The organism is Nocardia mangyaensis (genome assembly GCF_001886715.1).
Lineage (GTDB): Bacteria > Actinomycetota > Actinomycetes > Mycobacteriales > Mycobacteriaceae > Nocardia > Nocardia mangyaensis.
The window spans coordinates 2,996,934-3,015,679 of the sequence record NZ_CP018082.1; the positions used below are offsets into that span (position 1 = coordinate 2,996,934).

Genomic DNA, 18,746 nt, shown 5'->3' on the forward strand with positions numbered 1-18,746 from the left:
GGCGTTGTTCCGGTTGATCGAGTCGTTCGGTGTGGTGCCGGATGTGGTGGTTGGTCATTCGATCGGCGAGTTGTCTGCGGCGTATGTGGCTGGTGTGTGGAGTCTGTCGGATGCGTGTCGTTTGGTGGCTGCGCGTGGTCGTTTGATGGGTGCTTTGCCTGAGGGTGGGGCGATGCTAGCGGCTGCGGTCAGTGAGGAGCGGGCGCTGGAGTTGCTGGCGGCCGACACCGGTACCGGAGCTGGGGCCAGCTCCGGTGGTTCTGGGCTAGGGCTCGTCGTTGCCGCTTCTCTGGCGGCGGTGAACGCTCCGACCGCGGTGGTGTTCTCGGGCCCGGTGGAAGCGATCGAGATCGTGGCGGAGCAGCTGTCCGCTGATGGTGTGAAGACGAACCGTCTGTCGGTGAGTCATGCGTTCCATTCGGTGTTGATGGAGCCGATGCTCGCTGAGTACGAGCGAGTGGCTGCGGGTGTGGCGTATCAGCCACCGCGTATTCGGTTGTGTTCCACGGTTTCTGGTGTGTTGGCTGGTGAGGAGTTGCTGACTGCGGGGTACTGGGTCGGGCAGGTGCGTGCGGCGGTTCGTTTCGCGCCTGCGGTGGGTTCGTTGGTGGATTCGGGTGTGCGGCGGTTTATCGAGTTGGGTCCGGATGCGGTGTTGACGGCGATGACGCGCCAGTCGTTGCCCGCTGAGCTGGAATCGCGGACCGTCGTCACCGCCGCCGGACGGCGTGCTGTCGATGAGGCCGAGCAGTTCTCGACCGCGCTCGCGGCCGTGTACTGCGCGGGCGTCGCGGTGGACTTGGCACCGCTGCTCACATCCCGCTCGGCGACCCGCGTCGAGCTGCCGCGCTACGCCTTCGAGCACCGCCGCTACTGGCTGACGCCGACCGTCGAGCACGGTGCGGGCTCCTTCGACCATCCACTGCTGCACGACATGACGTCGTTGGCAGGCAAGGACGAATGGATATTCACGGGAAGGCTTTCCGTCGGCGCGCAGCCGTGGCTCGCCGACCACGCCGTCTTCGGCACCGTGCTGCTGCCCGGTGCCGGATTCCTGGAGTTGGCGTCGGCGGCGGCCGCCGCGCTCGGCGCCGCGGGCATCGACGAGCTGCTGCTCGCCGCGCCCCTGCGGCTGGCCGCGGACAGCGCCGTGCGAGTGCAGGTGTGGGCCGCCGCGCCCGACGCCACCGGCCGCCGCGCGCTCGAGATCCGTTCCGCCCCGATCGCGGGCCGCGTCGGCTCCGGTCAGGAGTGGACGCTGCACGCCACCGGCACGCTGCTCGCCGCGGATGACGTCTCCGAGCACGTCCCGCAGGCGATCGACGCCTGGTCGCCTTCGGGGAACCCGATCGACGTCGCCGACCTGTACGACGACCTGGCCGCCCTCGGCCTCGGCTATGGCACGGCGTTCCAATGCGTGACGGCGGCCTGGCGCAACGCCGACGACGTTTTCGCCGACATCACACTCGACGAGGTCGCTGCCGCGACGGCAGGGCGGTACGGAGTGCATCCGGCCCTGCTCGACGCGAGCTTGCATGCCGCGATCAGCGTCCTCGCCGAGGATATGCCGGAAAGTGCTGTGCCGCTGCCCTTTTCGTACAGCGGCCTGCGCACCGTCCAACGGGGCGCGTCCGCGGTCCGCGCCCGGCTGACTCGCACGGGTACCGAGCGCGTCCGAATCGAGCTCGTCGACGCGGACGGCGCCCTGGTGGCTCGCCTGGACGCGCTGCATGCCAGGCCCGTGGACGCGCAGACCGTGCGCGCGGGCGTCGGAACGCGCCTGCCCCTGCACCGGATCGATTGGCACGCGGTCGAATTCTCGGACAGCACGCCGATCGAACCGGTGTCTCGACTGGCCCAGCTCGGCGGCGAACCGCTACCGGGACTCGCCGACGCAGCCGTCACAAGACATGCGAACCTCGATGAACTCGTCGCCAACGCCGCGTCGGGTGCACTGCCGCAGGTAGTGATCTGGCCGATCACGACCGCCGCCGATGAAGCACAGTCCGACAATACGACCGCCTCGGCCGCCGACGGGGTGCACTCCGCCGTTCAGGCCGCGCTGACGACCCTGCAAACCTGGTTGCGTGAGGTGCGCCTGACGGATGCGCGCCTGGTCGCCGTGACCCAGCGGGCCGCCGGTCTGCCCGGCGAGACACCCGATGTGGTCGCCGCGGCGATCCGGGGCCTGCTGCGCAGCGCGCAGTCCGAATATCCCGGCCGCATCGTGCTTCTCGACCATGACGGCGAGCTGTCCATCGACCTGGTGGCAGCGGCGCTGTCGGCCGACGAGCCGCAGCTGGCCGCACGCGACGGGCGCCTGCTGGTGCCCCGCTATGTGCCGGTACAGCCTGTCCCGGCTCCGACGCTGACCGCGGGCACCGTGCTGATCACCGGAGGCGTCAGCGGCATCGGCGCACTCCTCGCCCGGCATCTGGTCGATACACACGGCGTCCGCGATCTGCTGCTCACGTCGCGGCGCGGTGAAAACACTCACGGCGCGGCGGAACTCGTGGCCGAGTTGACCGCGCGCGGCGCCAAGGTACGCCTGGCGGCCTGCGACGTCGCCAACCACGTCGCGCTGGCGGCTCTGCTGGCGCAGACGCCGACACTGACGGCAGTGGTGCACGCAGCCGGCGTCGTCGACGACGCCGGCGTAGCCGCGCTGACCGCCGATCAGGTGCACCGGGTGCTGACACCGAAGGTGAACGGGGCACTCGCACTGCACGAGCTGACCCGCGATCGCGAGCTCTCCGCGTTCGTGCTGTTCTCCTCGGTAGCCGCCAGTGTCGGCGCGCCCGGGCAGGGCAACTACGCCGCGGCGAACGCGTTCCTCGACGCGCTCGCGCAGCAGCGGGCCGCCGCTGGACTGCCGGGTGTCGCGCTCGCCTGGGGACCGTGGAATCAGGCGGTCGGGATGACCGGTGCGATGGGCCCGGATGCGCAGGCCCGGTTCGCGCGTCAGGGCCTGCGGATGCTCACCGATGCCGACGGACTGGCGCTGTTCGATGCTGCGCTCGGGGCGCAGACACCGATGGTCGCCGGCATCGAATTCGATCTGCCGAGCCTCGCTCAGCAGGCGCGGGCAAGCACGCTGCCCGCGCTGTTGCGCTCCCTGGTGGCCGCACCTGCCCGTCGAACGGAGCCCTCCGGCGCGCTCGCGCCGCGGCTGGCCGCCGCGGCGCCGGAGCGGCACGACGCGATCGTGCTCAGTGTCGTGCGCGAGCACGCCGCTGCGGTGCTCGGCCATGCGACACCCGACGACATCGGCGCCGAAACACCGTTCACCGAACTGGGATTCGACTCTCTCAGCGGTGTCGAATTCCGCAATCGGCTCGCTGCGGCCACCGCGGCGACGCTGCCGTCGACGCTGGTGTTCGACCACCCGACCGCGGCGGCCGTGGCGCGGTTCCTCCGCGCGAGTTTCGACGGCGGGCACACGCCCGCGCCGACACGGACGCGCCGGGTGCTGACCGACGACCCGATTGTGATCGTCGGCATGGCCTGCCGCTATCCCGGCGGCGTGAGCACGCCCGATCAGCTGTGGGACCTCGTCGACTCCGGGTCCGACGCGATCTCCGATTTCCCGGACGACCGCGGCTGGCACCTGGATCGGCTCTTCGACGACGACCCGGACGTGCCGGGCACCTGCTATGTGCGCGAGGCCGGGTTCCTGGACAACGCAGGCGATTTCGATGCCGGGTTCTTCGGGATCGGGCCGCGTGAGGCGGCGGCGATGGATCCGCAGCAGCGCTTGTTGCTCGAGGCGTCGTGGGAGGCGCTCGAGGACGCGGGGATCGATCCGACGTCGTTGCGCGGCAGCGATACCGGTGTGTACGCGGGCGTCATGTATCAGGACTACGAGCACACCGCGCGCGCCGCGGGCGGCGCCGCGGAGGGCTATCTGGCGACTGGTTCGGCAGGCAGTGTCGTCTCGGGCCGCGTCGCGTATTCGCTCGGCTTGGAGGGCCCCGCGGTGACCGTCGACACCGCCTGTTCGTCATCGCTGGTCGCGCTGCATTTGGCGGCACAGGCGCTGCGGCAGGGTGAGGCGTCGATGGCGCTCGTCGGCGGCGTCACCGTGATGTCCACTCCGCTGTTGTTCGTCGAGTTCTCACGTCAGCGTGGCTTGTCGAAAGACGGGCGCTGCAAAGCATTCTCGGCGTCTGCGGATGGCGTTGCCTGGTCCGAGGGCGTTGGTGTGCTTGTGCTCGAGCGGCTCTCGGACGCACAGCGGTTGGACCATCGGGTGTTGGCGGTGGTCCGTGGTAGCGCGATCAATCAAGACGGTGCGAGCAACGGGCTCACCGCGCCGAATGGTCCGTCGCAGGAGCGGGTGATCGCGCAGGCGTTGGCCGCGTCGGGTCTGTCCTCGGTGGATGTGGATGTGGTGGAGGCGCACGGGACCGGTACGACATTGGGCGATCCGATCGAGGCGCAGGCCTTGCTGAATGCCTATGGCCAGGATCGCAGTGAACCCTTGCGGGTCGGTGCTCTGAAGTCGAACATCGGTCATACCCAAGCTGCTGCTGGTGTGGGCGGTGTGATCAAGATGGTGCAGGCGCTGCGGCACGAGACGCTACCCGCGACCCTGCATGTGGATGCGCCGTCGCCATATGTCGACTGGTCCGCGGGTGCGGTGCGTCTGCTGACAGAGTCGGAGCCGTGGCCGGTGGGTGATCGGGTGCGTCGGGCGGGTGTGTCGTCGTTCGGGATCAGTGGCACGAACGCGCATGTGATCCTCGAAGAAGCGCCGCCCGCTGTGGCAGCGGTCGGTGGCGCGCGGTCGGCTCCGGCGGGCAGCGTCGCAGCGGCGTCGGATGAGGTGGACCAGAGCAGTGCGGTGAGTGTTACGCCCCCACTGCTGGTATCGGCGAAGTCGGAGTCGGCGCTGCGGGCGCAGGCGCTGCGGCTGCACGACTGGCTACAGGAGAACCCCGACGCGGAGCTGTCGGATGTTGCGGCGGCGCAATGGAGTTCGCGAGCGCAGCTGGATCATCGGGGAGTTGTCCTCGGGCAGGATCGGAACCAGCTGCTGTCGGGTCTGGCCGCGCTGGCGGCGAATTCACCGAAGCCCGGTGCGGTCTACGGTGTGTGCGGTTCGGGCAAGACGGCGTTTCTGTTCACCGGTCAGGGCGCGCAGCGGATCGGGATGGGCGCGGGCCTGTCTGCGGCGTTCCCGGTATTCGCGCGGGCCTTGGACGAGGTGTGCGCGGAGTTCGACCCTCTGCTCGGGATTTCGCTGCGGGACGTGATGTCCGCCAGCGTGGCAGACAGTACCCACGATTTCTCGGCCGGGGCGATCGACGACGATGACACTCCCGAAACGGGAACCGGCGCCGAGGTCGCGGGTTTGCTGGATCGGACGGAGTTCACTCAGCCCGCGTTGTTCGCGTTCGAGGTGGCGTTGTATCGCCTGATCGAGTCGTTCGGTGTGGTGCCGGATGTGGTGGCTGGCCATTCGATCGGTGAGCTGGTGGCGGCGTATGTGGCTGGTGTGTGGAGTCTGTCGGATGCGTGTCGTTTGGTTGCTGCGCGTGGTCGGTTGATGGGTGCTCTGCCGTCGGGTGGGGCGATGTTGGCGGCTGCGGTCAGCGAGGAGCGGGCACTGGAGTTGCTGGGGGCAGGCACGCACGCTGAAGCAGGCACCGACACCGGGCCCGTCGGCGGCTTCGGGGCCGTGTCTTTGGCGGCGGTGAACGCGCCGAACGCGGTGGTGTTCTCCGGTGCGGTTGCGGAGATCTCGGTGCTCGAGGCGCAGCTGAATGCAGACGGGGTGAAGACCAGTCGACTGGCGGTGAGTCATGCCTTCCACTCGGCGTTGATCGAGCCGATGCTCACCCAGTACGCGCAGATCGCCGCCGATCTGGTATTCCAGGCGCCGCGAATCGCCCTGTGCTCCACCGTATCCGGTGCGATGGCCGAGAATGAGCTGTGCACGCCCGAGTACTGGGTGCGGCAAGTGCGCGATGCGGTCCGGTTCGCGCCGGCAGTGGAGACGCTGACTCGGACGGGGGTGCGCCGGTTCGTGGAGATCGGCCCGGATGCGGTGCTGGCCAACATGACTCGGCAGGCACTGTCGGAGGATCTCGCCACGCGCTCGTTGGTGGTCGCGGCGTCTCGCCGCACCGTCGACGAGGTCGAGCAGATCGTCGCCGCGCTGGCTGACGCCTACTGCGCGGGCGTCGCGATCGACTGGGCGCCCCTGTTCGCGGGCCGCACTGCCGCGCGAATCACCCTGCCCACGTATGCCTTCCAGCGCGAGCGCTACTGGCTGGCGGTCGACCCTCTGGCCACGGCAGCCGGAACGAACCGACATCCGCTGCTCACCGCGTCGTCCCCGATCGCCGGTGTCGACGAATGGCTGTTCACCGGACGATTGTCTCCGCGCGCGCAGCCGTGGCTCGCCGACCACACTGTGTTCGGTGCGACGCTGCTGCCGGGAACCGCGTTCGTCGACCTGGCATTGGCGGCCGGCGCCGAGATCGGCGCCGAGATCGTGGACGAGCTGCTCCTCGAGGCCCCGCTGGCGCTGGACGATGATGGCGCCGTTCACCTGCAGCTGAAGGTTGGCGACGCCGACACCGATGGCCGCCGCCCCTTCACGATTCACTCGCGACCCGATCGCCGGTCCGGTGGTGAGAACGCGCGCCACCTCGCCTGGACACTGCACGCGACCGGCACACTGCGTGACGCCGACGCCGAAGGGCCGGCGACTTTCCGCGATCCGTGGCCACCACGCGAGGCGACGACCGTCGACCGCGACGCCATGTACGACCGGCTCACCGAGCTCGGATTCGGATACGGTCCCGCCTTCCAGGGCGTGACCGCCGCGTGGCAGCGCGGCGCCGACACCTATGCCGAGGTCTCGCTGGACGAGGCGACCGCGGCCTCCGCCGAACAGTTCGGCATGCACCCGGCGCTGCTGGACGCCTGCCTGCACGCCGCGATCGACGGTCTGGTCGCGGAACTGCCAGACGGCATGTTGCCGCTGCCGTTTTCGTTCTCCGGCGTGCGACTGCACCGCGGCGGCGCGGCGGCAGTGCGCGCCCGCGTGGCGCGAAGTGGCGACGGCGGGGCACGCATCGCGCTCGTCGACGCCGCAGGCACTCCGGTACTGACGATCGACGCGCTGGTGACCCGCCCGATCGACACGCAGGCACTGACCGCGATCAAAGCCCGCCGTCGTGAGCCGGTGCTCGGCATCGACTGGATCGCGGCGACCGGTCCGGCGACGGCGCCGGACACGATCGGTGTGCTGGGCGCCGCGCCTGTCGCGGGCATCGACAGCACGCCGCTCGACCTCGCGGAGCTGCTCGTCTGCGAGAAGATTCCGGCGATCGTCGCCTGGCAGTCCGACGCCGGCGAGCGCACCGGTGACGCGGTCGCGGATCTGTGCGCCGAAGTCCATGCGGCGCACGGCATTCTCCTGGCTTGGCTCGCCGAGCCGCGGACCGCGTCGACGCGGCTGGTAGCGCTGACTCGCCGGGCGGCGGGTCTGCCGGGCGAGTCGCCGGACCCGGTATCGGCAGCGGTGGCCGGACTGCTCCGCAGCGCCCAGGCGGAGCATCCGGGCCGGATCGTGCTCGTGGACCACGCCGGGCGACTCGACGCCGCGCTGCTCGCGACCGCCGCCGCGAGCGACGAGCCGCAGCTGGCGGTGCGGGACGGACAGCTGCTCGTCCCGCGCCTACGTGCGGCGGACGTAGGCCGCCCGGCGCAGCGTCCGGCGCTGTCGGACGGTGCCGTCGTGATCACCGGCGGCACCGGCGGATTGGGCGCGGTGACGGCTCGGCATCTGGTGGCCGACTACGGCGTGCGACGACTGCTGCTGCTTTCCCGGCGCGGACCAGCCGCGCCGGGCGTCGACGCGCTGATCGCCGATCTGGCGGCATTCGGTGCCCACGCCGACGTCGTAGCCTGCGACGTCGGCGACCGCACCGCGCTGTCGGCGGCACTCGCGACGATCCCGGCCGAGTATCCGTTGACCGGCGTGATCCATGCGGCCGGCGTCCTCGATGACGCCACCGTCGAGACGCTCACCGCCGCGCAGTTGGATCGGGTACTCAACCCGAAAGCTGTTGCGGCGCTGCATCTGCACGAGCTCACGAAGGAGCGCCCGCTGGCGGCGTTCGTGCTGTACTCGTCGGCGGCGGCCGTGCTCGGCTCGCCCGGACAGGCGAACTATGTGGCCGCGAACAGCGTGCTCGACGCGCTGGCCCGCGGTCGGGCCGCCGCCGGACTGCCCGCGCTGTCGTTGGCGTGGGGCCCGTGGCATCAGGGCGCGGGCATGACCGGCGAACTGGACGCGTCGAGCGTGGCCCGGCTACGCCGGCTCGGGTTGCGGGTGCTCGATGATGCCGAGGGGCTCGCGCTGTTCGACGCCGCGCTCACGGCCGGGCAACCGGTCGTCGCCGGTGTGCTGTTCGATCACGGGGCGTTGGCTGCCCAGGCGCGGGCGGGCATGCTGCCCGAGGTGCTGAGCGGCCTCGTGTCCGTGCCGGTGCGCAGGCAGGTCGAGCGCGCCGGACAATTCGGTGATCGGGTGGCCGCGGCGCCCGAGGCCGAGCGGCCCGCGCTGATTCTCGGTTTCGTCCGAGAACAGGCGGCAACGGTGCTCGGGCATGAGTCGGCGGACGCCGTCGACGTCGACACCCCGTTCAACGAGATGGGTTTCGACTCTCTCGGTGGCGTCGAGTTCCGCAATCAGCTGGCTCGCGCCACCGGTCTGAGCCTGCCGTCGACGCTGGTGTTCGACCATCCAACCGTCGCCGCGGTCGCCGAGCTGCTGCGCGCCCGGATCGCGGGAGCGGGACCAGAGGAACAGGTCGACGAGCAGCTGACCGCGCTGCGCACGCTGATCGCGTCGCTGTCCTCGGCAGACGCGAAAGCAGCTCTGGCGCGGCAACTTCGGTCCATCGCCGCGCAGGCGCTGGACGGGCGAGACGGCGCGGAGACCGGCAAGACCAGGGATGCTGCCACCGCGGTCCAGTCCGCGACCACCGCCGATGACCTGTTCTCCCTGATCGACGGCTTGGCCGGATAGGGGACCGATGAGGACATCGAGAACAGTTCCGAACAGCAATCAACACAGGGAGAACCAGTGGTCGAGAACAACACGGTCCCGCAGGAAGTGACAATCCTGGCGGACGGCACGAGTGAGCTGCGGGTGCGCTGGAGCGACCCGGCCGCAGTCGCGCTGCGCGCATTCCAGATGTCGCGCGAGGAGCTGATGGCGGGTATGACCTCAGGCGAGCTCGCGAACCCACCGATCGGCGAACTGATGAACTTCCGAGTCGCAGAGGCCGAGCCGGGGCGGGTGGTCGTCGAATTGACACCCGATCAGCGGCATCAGAACGTGATCGGCATCGTCGCAGGCGGCGTGATCGGCACGGTGTTGGACGCTGCCATGTGGATTGCGGTGCAGTCTCGCGTCGGAGAGGGATCCATCGTCAGCACCACGGGACTGAATATCAATCTGCTGCGTCGGGTGACCGGGGAGACAGGCGTGTTGCGTGCCGTCGCCACCCCGTTGCATGTGGGCCGCAGCGCTGCGGCCGCACAGGCGCAGCTACTGGACTCGACGGATCGGCTCTACGCTCAGGCCACCGCGAATTTCATCGTCATGGGCGCACGCTGAGTGATCAGCTGTATCAAGGAAAGCAGGAACGAATGGTTTCGGACGTCATGATTCGGAGGATACGGAACAACCGACTCACCGCCGTAGCTCTCATGGGCGGCGCGGCATTGGCCGCGAGTCTGGTTGCGGCGCCGATGGCGACCGCACAGGAAGGGGCGTTGCACTACCGCACCTGTCCTGCGCAGAGCGACAATCTGTTCTCGTACGGCGGCTACGTGTTCACATTCTGCTTCGACGCGATCTCGCTCCCGTCCGGCGGCGGCCACGCCCGTTTCCACGGCAAGCTTGTTGCCTCCAGCCCCGCGCCGCATGCGGCCGAGACCCTGACCGGATTCCAGTGTGTGAACCCGGCTGTGCCTCCGCCGGCGTTGCCGACCACAACGAACACCAGGTTCACAGTCACCCCGAGTGGCGTCGTGAACGGTCAGTGCTTCTTCGACTGACATGACAGACGCGCGGCCAGCTACACAAGTTGCAGGAGTGCAGCTGGCCGCGTCGCGATCGTCGTCTGGTTCGCGCGATCCTTGCTCGCCGCGCCGCCGCGATAGGTTCATTGCGACCCACCGCAGTTCCTCTGCGCGGGACCCTGCTCGGGGAGCGAGCTGGGTCCGCGCAATGGCGCCTGCAAGGGCATACTGTCGAGAATCTGCTGTGCCCACGGCAATTCGACGGCGTCCTCACCTACGACCTGCATGGCGGTCAACATGGTAATCAGCATTCCGCTGGATACGAACCTGCGAACGTCGGTCACGTTCGCACCGGAGAGGTCACCGATCAGCGAGTAGATCCGGCCGAAACGCTCACGGACCTCATCCCCGACGGTGGGGTTGCTGCCCGACGCGGCGAACCCATACAACAGCACCATCGGGAGTTCTCGGTCGGTCAGGAAGACACGGTAGCCCTCGGCGAGCGTCGCCAGCCCTGTCTCAGGATACTGCCAGCCTCGCCGCCAGTGCCACGTCGCTGCTGATCGCTCAGGCGGCCTCGGTGACCGAACGGATCCGCGTGGGATCCGGCGGTGTGATGCTGCCCAACCATGCGCCGCTGATGGTTGCCGAGCAGTATGGGACTCTCGCTAATATGTACGGCGACCGAATCGATTTGGGTCTCGGCCGTGCCCCGGGTACGGACATGATGACCGCTCGCGCCCTGAGCCGGTCATCGGGCGAACCGCAGGCTTTTGCGGAGAACATCTTCGATCTGCAGGGCTGGTTCAGCGCAGACGGAACAGCCCGGACCGCCCCGATCGTCTCAGCTGTGTCCGCAGGAACCGAAGTCCCCATCTGGGTACTGGGGTCCACGGTCAACGGAGCTTCTATCGCCGGCCAGCTCGGCTTGCCGTTCGCCCTCGCCTCGCACTTTGCGCCCGATCAGCTGGACGAGGCCGCGAGGGTTTACCGGGACACGTTTTCCAGTTCCGCCCCCACCGCGCAGATCGCCGAGCCGTACTTGATGGCGGGCATCAACGTCATGGTGGCACCGACGGCCGAGGAGGCCGAGCGAGAGTTCACCACACTGGAGCAGATGTTCCTCGATGTCCAGAGCGGTCGGCGACGCAAGCTCCAGCCGCCCGTCGACCCCGGCCAGGTTGCTGCCCAGGGCGGTCGTGATCACGCGATGCTGCGTATCAAGGCTGTCGGGGCGCCGCCGACGGTCGTTCGGGAGCTGGAAGAGTTCGTGGAGCGCACCGGCGCGGACGAGCTCATTACCGTTACCTACGCCTACGACCCCGCAGTGCGGCAGCGCTCCCTGAACCTGCTTGCTGACAGCTGGTTCTGAGCCGCCAGGTCGTGTTGGCGGGTCCCGATATCGAGTCCACCTGGTCCCATCGACGGGGATCAGGCCACATCCTTCCAGCAGGGCCGGGTCGGCACCACAGATCAGATGTCACGTATCCGTGCAGCAGTCCCCCCGGCACATCGTCGCGTAGTCCCGCATCGACAAGTGCTTGCGCCCCACCGACGCCCGGTTGACGAGGTTATGAGCGTCTCGGTAGGGAGATCGTGGCCAGTTCCTTGGAGAGACATGGGTCTTCATCGATCGAGACTGCTCGTGAAGAAGTCCAGGATGGGACGGTTGTACTCGTCTTGCCAGAGATGGTTCGCCAGACTGCGCCGCCCTCCGCGAAGCAGGAAGTCCGGTTCGCCCGGATAGCCGTGCGAGCGTAGCTGGCGAGCGACCTTGTCTGCGCACGATACATCGTTGATGCCGTCCATCTCGTGATGGAAAAGTCGGAACGTCGGTTTGGTCGGTGCCTGTCCGTCGTCCCAGCGGGCTTCGTTCGGGTAGCTCTGCGATAGACAGGAATTCCGCTCGATGATGTGCTTGCCGGTCTCGTTGTCGTATCCCGCGCCTTCGACCTTGATGCGCGCTGTCAGTCCTGGCTCGCATCTTCGATGCCAGCCGTAGGGGTCTCCGCTGGAAACCGGTGCGAAAGCAGTGACGAGCGTGTTGAGATGGGTAGCTGCCCGAACGGCCATATACCCTCCGGAAGACAGGCCGGTAAGGTAGATCGCGTCCTCGCTGTCGGCAGGCCGCAGCGACGGAATCACTTGCTGCATAACCTGTTCGATGAACGGCAGATCCAGATTCGGTCGGTCTCGAACCTCGTCGTCCCAGATCTTGCCGCAGATCCGACCCTGGTTGTCGCTCACCTCGCTCGACGAATTGAGCAGAAAGACGGCGAAGCCTTCTTCGACGGCGAGCTCGCTGAATCGGACTTGCGCCGCCGCTGAGCCGAAATTCGACCCGCACCACTGGACATGCTCGCCACCGCCGCCGTGCATGACGATGATCGCACCTTTGGACCAGGACCGATCCGGGCCTTTCCACTGCACGTCGCGCGGCGTGCCTGACACGTCGACGACGGCGGGTCGCCATCCGCGCTCCGCGCACTGTCGTTCCTGGGGCGAGGCGCCGCCCTGATCGGACCTGCGCTCCAGCGCGACTGCACCGGCAACCAGAACTGATCCCGCAACCAGAACTGATCCCGCAATCACGACTGACAGCAGCGCACCGATCACCCACCGGGACTTCGGATAGCTCATCGCGTGGCACCCCATTCGGAAGACTGATCCGACCGACAAGATCCAACCATGCCACGAACCGGTAGGACTCGCTGTTTGTTGGGCATCGTCCCTCGGCACGGACGACGACGGCTCCACAGTGCTTGCGTGGTCGGTCGGGGTGCCTGACCATCCGGCGGGGACGGAGATGTTCTCACGTGAGCACGCTGGTCCGCTGCCTCGACATCGGTCGAGCGGAGTAGGCAGCGATTCGGCCACAGGTAGAGACGATGGGGCCGTTTCGACCGCCCATGCCGAATGACGGTCAGATCCCGTGGGTGTGCCAGTGTCAAGTCCACCGGTATCGGTGGCTTTGACGCGACCGGTCCGGCGCACGTGGGGATCCCTGGCTCGCTCAGCGAGACCGACCGTCGGCAGATCAACACCTGGATACGTCACCAAACCCTCGCCGACGGCAGGGTTGTCCACGATGAGTGGATCGTTCAGTGGCAGGACAGGGAGGTACAGGAGTTCAGTTCGGTGAGGCGACGGTCGAGGTCCTCGACCAGTTGGGCGTTTGCGGCGCGGCCCTCATCGGTCTTGATGAGGTTGGTCAGCTGATAGGGGTCGACTTCCAGGTCGTAGAGTTCGTATTCGCGGTCTTCGAGGGGACGTTCGCGGTCGTACCAGCGCGTGTACAGGTATCGGCCGGTGCGCACCGCGCTCCATGACGGCATGTCGAACATGTACATGGCGGGGGTCTCGGTGCCGGGGACTTGCTCCTGGATGATGCCATTGCGTCCATTGAAGCCCGCGCCACCGTATTCGGCCAGGAAGTCTGTGCGCCACCCGGTGTCGTCGCCGGCGAGGACCGGGACGAGAGAGCGGCCGTCGACATGGCCGGGAATGTCGGTACCGGCCCAATCGAAGAGGGTGGGGGCGAGATCGATCGACAGCGCCATCGCGGCGCTGCGTCCGGACGAGATTCCTGGCCCGGCGATGGCGAGCGGCACCCTCATGGACTCCTCGTAGGGGGCCATTTTCTGGGTGAGCCGGTGGGCACCGAGGCTGTACCCGTTGTCGGAGGTGAACACCAGGTAGGTGTTGTCCAGTTCATTGGTGGCCGCGAGAGTCGCAACGATGTCGGCGACCATCTCGTCCAGAGCTTTCAGTGAGCCGAGGCGGTTGGTGTAGTCGATGTCGTTGGTGGCCGCGATGGTGGCCGCGCGCGCCGCGGCGGTGTCGATGAGCCAGGAGGGCTTGTCGGATACATCGGCTTCCTGGTAGTTCGGTGAGCGCGGTGCGGCGGTGGGCCGGGTTTCGGGGATATGCCGGGGTGCGGGCGGGATGGGGAAGTGTGGGGCGGTGGGCAGGGCATACCAGAAGAACGGCTGCCCGGACGCGGCGGCGTCGGTGATGAAGGCGCGCGACTTGTTCGCGATGACGTCGGTCTGGTAGTCGGCCGGCGTCACACCGTATTTGACGAAGGTGCCGTTCTCGTTGAGGGTGTAGTTGTAGCCGGAGTACAGGAAGTTGTCGACCCCGGCATTCCAGTCGTCCCAGCCGGGCGGGATGTGGCCCGGGTCGTTCTCGAGACCGTTCATGTACTTGCCGGCCATGCCGGTCCGGTAGCCCGCGTCGTGGAGCACGGTGGCGATGGTGTGGTCCTCGTTGCCGTTGTCGCGGAATGATTCGAATCCGCCGACCGGTCCGGCGTTGGTGAGCACTCCGGTGTTGTGGCCGTACTGTCCGGTGAGGATGGACGAGCGGGCAGCGCAGCAGATCGGCATGGGCGCGAAGCTCTCGGTCAATTCCATACCGCGATCACGGATCAGCGCGGCGGTGCGTGGCATCGCCTCCCAGACCGGTGTGGTGGTCGCGTCCAGGTCGTCGGCGAGGATCATCACAATGTTCGGCCGCTCGTCGACGCGTTCGGGTGCGGCCGATGCCGCGGACAGGCCGCCGGTGACCGCCAGCAGCGCCGCTGCGGGGGCGGTCAGTGCTCGCCGTAGTGTGCGGCTGGGAAACATGAAGACTCCTGGATCGTATGTATCGGGGATGACTCTTCTGTGTCGGGTGTAGCTATTCGCGTCGACGGTAATTCGCCGGTGTGAATAGCGCGACACGTGAACCGGATCCTCATCGATTCCTCATCGTTCTCACGCGACTTTGTTCGCATCTGGTGAGCATCCGCATTCCGAGGTGGATCCTCCGACATTCGGCGAGGGCTAGATCCATCGACATATGCTGTTAGACAACATATTTCGATACCTCGCTGGGTGGCGTCGGGGTAGCCGGTCCGGTATCGGGTGAAGGTTCGGTGAGAACGATGAGCACTCGGTGAGAGAACGCTGTCAAGTGTTTCCTCGTGTTCTGGTCGCGCCTATCTTTGGTCTCGCCCCTCACGATTCGGAACTTTGTTCGTCGATCAGATCTCATGCGTGGAGGGCCCCAACGAAAGGATGTTTGGTTATGAGTGAACACCGAAAGCAGCGCAATTCCGTGCGGCGGCTGGCGGTACGTGCGGCGGCAGTCGGAGCGCTGGCGGCGATCCCGCTCGCGGCCTTCTCCGGCGTCGCGTCGGCCGTCGATCCGGGCCCGGGTATTGGTGTGCCCGGCCCGGGCGTATTCCAGGAACGGCCGACCGACCCTGGTCCCGGCATCGGCGTCGACGGCCCCGGTGTGTTCGTCCCACGTGCCAAGCCGGTGCTCGATCCGGGTCCAGGTATTGGAGTGCCGGGTCCTGGTGTGTTCGTTCCCCGTACCGGCTCGGCGGATCGGGGCGCACCGGGCCTGGGCCTGCTGCCGGGACTGGGATTCGGGCTGCCGGGAATCCCGGGGCACCCGTTCCTGCGGTGACCGTTCTACCCCCCGCGCAATGAGTGAGCGGCCGGGCTACACCGAGTCCTTTGGGTGTAGCCCGGCCGTTCAGAACCGGCGTCCTGCGGACGTGTCGGGTCAGCAGCGGTCGACGAGCTCGCAAGGGCGAGGACGCGGTGATCGCGGCAGGGTGATCTCGACGTCGGGCCGCTGGACGGTGATCTCGATCCGCGGAAGCGCCGGCGTCTCGGTCGCCGGTGCTGTCGGCTGCGCCGTCGGTGCGGGATCGCGGTCGCGATCGAGTGTGTCCTGCCGCGTCGCGCAGGCGCCGATCGGACCCAGCCGTGCCTGCCATGCCTCGTCCTCTGCGGCTGCGAGCACACTGCGGTAGTCGTGATCGGGTTCAGGCAATCGCGCCGTGTCGGCGGCGACCTGGTCGCGCGCCGACGCAGCGGTCGCGCTGTGGTCGACCGGCGGGTTCAGCCGCGCGCGGCCGGTCCGCACCAGGACCTCGTTGACGCTCGTCTCGGCGAGCCGGTCCTGGCCTGCGGCGTGGACGAAGGCGGTGAGATCGTGATCGGGTTCGGTGTGCGCATTCGATCGCACCAGCGTCACCACAGCGCCGACCGGTGCCAGCTCGGTCAGACCGGTCGCGTAGGCGGTGGCGCCACCCGCACCACAGTCGACGACGGCGATGCCGGCCAGTGCCACCGCCACCGGTCGCGCGAGGCCGATATCGACCGCCAGATCGGTGGGTCCGACCGCTGATACCTGTCCGGTCAGTACGGCATCGGGCGGGATTTCGATATCGGTGTCGGGACGGGCGGTTTCGGTGTCGGGAGCGCACGCGACCAGCCACGTCACGACCAGGGCGGCGAGGAGAACGCGGTGGGCACGTGCGTCGGCGAATGCCACAGGCAACCTCCGTCATTAGTCGGCGGGTGGAGCGTATGGGCGGGTGTGAGTCCGGTCAACCGTTCTCACTGTTTTCTCATCGTCACTGCGCCAGTGTGCGGCGCCGCGAGCTGATCGGACTGCTACCGTGCCGCTGTCCCACCCAATCGCAACTCGGAGGGAGCCACCGTGACACCAGCCGACGCCGGCCGCGAGCACTGTGTGCTGGTCGTCGATGACGACCGCAACGTGCGTGAGTCGCTGCAGCGCGGACTCGAGCTGTCCGGGTTCGCGGTGCTCACCGCAGGCGACGGCGCTCAGGCGATCCGGTCGTGCACCGAGCACGATCCCGATGTGATCGTGCTCGACATGCAGATGCCGCGCCTGAGCGGACTCGGTGTGATCACCGCTCTGCGAGCCGCGGGCAACGACGTCCCCATCTGTGTGCTCAGCGCCCACAGCGCTCCCGATGACCGGATCATGGGCTTGCAGGCCGGGGCCGATGACTACCTGGTCAAACCGTTCGTCTTCGACGAGCTCACCGCGCGCCTGCACGCACTGCTGCGCCGCTACCGTACGACCCGGCCCGAGCCCGCGCGGGCCGAACCTTTGACGCTGGGCTCGCTGCGTATCGATGCCGCCGGCCGCCGCGTCCGCCGTGCGGGTCGCGAACTCGATCTCACCCGCCGCGAATACGAACTGCTCACCGTCCTGGCAGCTCATCACGACGTCGTGCAGTCCCGCGAGCGGCTACTCGCAACCGTGTGGGGCTATACCTTCGACACCGATACCAATGTCGTAGACGTTTTCGTCAGCTACCTGCGGCGCAAACTCGAGGCCGCCGGCGAACCCCGCATCATCCACACCGTCCGCGGCGTGGGCTACGTCCTGCGCGCCGATTGACCGCCATGCTTGCGCTGTCACTACGCACCCGCGTCGCCCTGGCCACCGGCCTCGGTGCCCTCGTCATCGTGGCCGGACTCGTCCTGGCCGTCTCCCACCTCGTCGCTCGCAACAACATCGATCACCTCGACAACCAGCTCGACACCGCCGTTGGTCTCATCGAGCTCAACGCCGATACCGTCGGCCTGTTCCTGGGCCGGGTCGGTGACGCCGGCGCGTTCGCCGTCACACTGCGCGACCACGGCGTTGTCGTCGCCTCCACCACCACCCAGCTCCCCGAGCTGCCAGCCGGCTATTCCACTCGCGATATCGACGGCACCGGCTACCGCATCCGCACCGACACCATCAGCGAGAGCACCGGCCGTTCTCGCACGGTCTCGGTGGCGGCTCCCACCGCCCGCGCCCAGACCGTCACCCGCGCCCAGCAGCAACGCGTGGCGGCCACCGGCATCGCGGCGGTCCTGGTCGCGACCGGCCTCGGTTGGGTACTCGGTGGCCGGGCCGTGCGGCCCCTGGTCGAGCTGACCCATCGCATCAGCGCCGGCACGCTCACTCCCGACCTCACCGGCACCGGTGGTGGCATCCGCGAGGCGCGCCAACTGTCGACCGCGGTCGCTGACATGCTCGACCGCATCAGTCAGGCGAACGACCAGCGAGAATCGGCGCTCGAGACCGCACGCACCTTCGCCTCCACCGCCGCACACGAGCTGCGCACCCCCCTCACTGCGATGCGCACCGACCTCGAAGTCATGCGCGGACTGGACCTGCCGTGGTACCAGCGCACCGACCTGATCGACGATGTCCTGCGCAAACAGGGTGGAATCGAGGTCACCCTCACCGCCCTCGAACAGCTGGCCTCCGGCGAACTCGCCCGCGACGACCAGCGCATTCTCGTCGACCTCATCGATATCGCCGACGAAGCCGCGCGTGACGCCCGCCGCCACCATCCCGCCGTCACCGTCGACGTCCGCAGTGAACCACCCCTGCCCGTGCGCGGACTACCCACCGGACTGCGCCTGGTGCTCGACAACGCCGTCGCCAATGCGGTCAGGCACGGCCACGCCACCATCATCCACATAGCCGCTCACCGCGAGGGCGACCGCGTCATCATCACCATCGACGACAACGGCACCGGCATCCCACCCGGCGAGCGCGACGCGGTCTTCCAACGCTTCTACCGTGGCAGCAACGCCGCCCGCGACGGTTCCGGCCTAGGACTCGCCCTCATCGCCCAGCAAGCCCAGCTCCACCGCGGCCGAGCCTTCCTCACTGACAGCCCCCTCGGCGGCACCCGCCTCACCATCGAGATCGCTGCCGACCATCCAGTCGAGCCTGATCAGCAGAGAAACCCGCCCCACCCGTCATAGAAGCCAACGCGAACCACACCAGCAGCCGTGCCTTGGCGGCGCGCTCGACATCCGCGGCTAGTACTCCAGCATCACTTCGTGATGTGTTGCCTGTCTTCGCTGGTAGTGGGCTTGTTT

Annotated in this window: 11 protein-coding genes (1 of these 11 only partly in view); 7 read left to right on the forward strand and 4 right to left on the reverse strand. The window is 67.9% G+C overall.

What is annotated here, in order from left to right:
- The 3 genes in view from BOX37_RS13505 to BOX37_RS13515 are tightly spaced (at most 57 nt apart) and all read left to right on the forward strand, a layout consistent with a single transcriptional unit that may run on beyond the window.
- Positions 1–9,046, forward strand: partial view of a type I polyketide synthase gene (locus BOX37_RS13505; protein ID WP_071927947.1) — the 3' portion only. 7,367 nt of this gene lie to the left of the window's left edge; the window shows 9,046 of its 16,413 coding nt (coding positions 7,368–16,413); the start codon falls outside the window, past its left edge; its stop codon occupies positions 9,044–9,046.
- Between the two features lie 57 nt (positions 9,047–9,103).
- Positions 9,104–9,640 carry a PaaI family thioesterase gene (locus BOX37_RS13510; protein ID WP_084759622.1) on the forward strand — a complete coding sequence of 179 codons (537 nt, stop codon included), beginning with the start codon at positions 9,104–9,106 and terminating at the stop codon, positions 9,638–9,640.
- A 32-nt stretch (positions 9,641–9,672) separates the two neighbouring features.
- Positions 9,673–10,083, forward strand: coding sequence for a hypothetical protein (locus BOX37_RS13515; protein WP_156910390.1), 411 nt, complete (start codon positions 9,673–9,675; stop codon positions 10,081–10,083).
- A gap of 107 nt (positions 10,084–10,190) precedes the next feature.
- Here the strand turns inward: BOX37_RS13515 and BOX37_RS13520 are convergent, their stop codons facing one another.
- Positions 10,191–10,505 carry a hypothetical protein gene (locus tag BOX37_RS13520; protein WP_071927949.1) on the reverse strand — a complete coding sequence of 105 codons (315 nt, stop codon included), beginning with the start codon at positions 10,503–10,505 and terminating at the stop codon, positions 10,191–10,193.
- 56 nt (positions 10,506–10,561) lie between these two features.
- On the opposite strand from BOX37_RS13520, the gene BOX37_RS13525 reads away from it, so the two are divergent.
- Positions 10,562–11,419: an MsnO8 family LLM class oxidoreductase gene (locus BOX37_RS13525; RefSeq protein ID WP_084759624.1), complete on the forward strand. Its 858-nt coding sequence runs from the start codon at positions 10,562–10,564 to the stop codon at positions 11,417–11,419.
- 254 nt (positions 11,420–11,673) lie between these two features.
- On the opposite strand, the gene BOX37_RS13530 is transcribed toward BOX37_RS13525, so the two are convergent.
- Both BOX37_RS13530 and BOX37_RS13535 read right to left on the reverse strand, forming a co-directional pair.
- Positions 11,674–12,687, reverse strand: coding sequence for an alpha/beta hydrolase family protein (locus tag BOX37_RS13530; protein ID WP_071927950.1), 1,014 nt, complete (start codon positions 12,685–12,687; stop codon positions 11,674–11,676).
- 461 nt (positions 12,688–13,148) lie between these two features.
- Entirely contained in the window at positions 13,149–14,675 is a 1,527-nt protein-coding gene (locus BOX37_RS13535) for a sulfatase family protein (RefSeq protein WP_071927951.1), read from the reverse strand.
- Between the two features lie 442 nt (positions 14,676–15,117).
- Here BOX37_RS13535 and BOX37_RS13540 point away from each other — a divergent pair, with 442 nt between their 5' ends.
- Positions 15,118–15,504, forward strand: a complete 387-nt coding sequence (locus BOX37_RS13540; RefSeq protein ID WP_071927952.1) for a hypothetical protein — start codon at positions 15,118–15,120, stop codon at positions 15,502–15,504.
- Between the two features lie 99 nt (positions 15,505–15,603).
- On the opposite strand, the gene BOX37_RS13545 is transcribed toward BOX37_RS13540, so the two are convergent.
- Positions 15,604–16,380: a hypothetical protein gene (locus BOX37_RS13545; protein WP_071927953.1), complete on the reverse strand. Its 777-nt coding sequence runs from the start codon at positions 16,378–16,380 to the stop codon at positions 15,604–15,606.
- 168 nt (positions 16,381–16,548) lie between these two features.
- Here BOX37_RS13545 and BOX37_RS13550 point away from each other — a divergent pair, with 168 nt between their 5' ends.
- Both BOX37_RS13550 and BOX37_RS13555 read left to right on the forward strand, forming a co-directional pair.
- Positions 16,549–17,262, forward strand: coding sequence for a response regulator transcription factor (locus BOX37_RS13550; protein ID WP_071927954.1), 714 nt, complete (start codon positions 16,549–16,551; stop codon positions 17,260–17,262).
- Between the two features lie 5 nt (positions 17,263–17,267).
- Entirely contained in the window at positions 17,268–18,629 is a 1,362-nt protein-coding gene (locus BOX37_RS13555; protein ID WP_071927955.1) for a sensor histidine kinase, read from the forward strand.
- Positions 18,630–18,746 lie beyond the last annotated feature (117 nt).